The following is a 472-nucleotide window of genomic DNA, read 5'->3' on the forward strand; positions in this document are numbered from 1 at the left end:
TTCCTCTAACAATTTGGCTGGTACACAGCCTTACAAAACATTATACCATAAAAAATCGCTTAGGGAAAGCTTTTTTCTTGATTTATATTAAAAAAGTTATAAGTATTTTATTATCGCAAATTGCAAGTCCAAGTTAGCCAGCCAAGCTCATCTCATATGAACTCTTATAGTTGAACATTTTTCTTGGATAATGGTTCATCCAATACTCGATAGCGGCGACTTCTTCAGGGGTCGTCTTTGTTGTGCCTTTTGGCAGATGCCTACGAATCATTCGGTTATGGTTTTCATTCGTCCCTCGCTCAAAGCTCGCGTAGGCGTGTGCATAGTAAACTGGACAGCTTACGACCTCAGAGAGCCTTGCAAATTCATGGCCATTGTCAGGGGTAATGGATTTGAAGTCATAACTTTTTTGAAGTTCCACCAGCTCATCATTGACCGCCTGTGCTGTTTTCCCATCAATCAAGCGAATGAT

1 protein-coding gene is annotated in these 472 nt (G+C 40.5%); it reads right to left on the bottom strand.

What is annotated here, in order from left to right:
* Positions 1–133 precede the first annotated feature (133 nt).
* Positions 134–472, bottom strand: a 339-nt coding sequence (locus JKP73_RS22075) for an IS30 family transposase (RefSeq protein ID WP_200411974.1), incomplete at its 5' end; no start/stop codon positions are given.

The sequence above is a fragment of the Virgibacillus salexigens genome (assembly GCF_014905415.1).
GTDB classification, from domain to species: domain Bacteria; phylum Bacillota; class Bacilli; order Bacillales; family Amphibacillaceae; genus Virgibacillus; species Virgibacillus salexigens.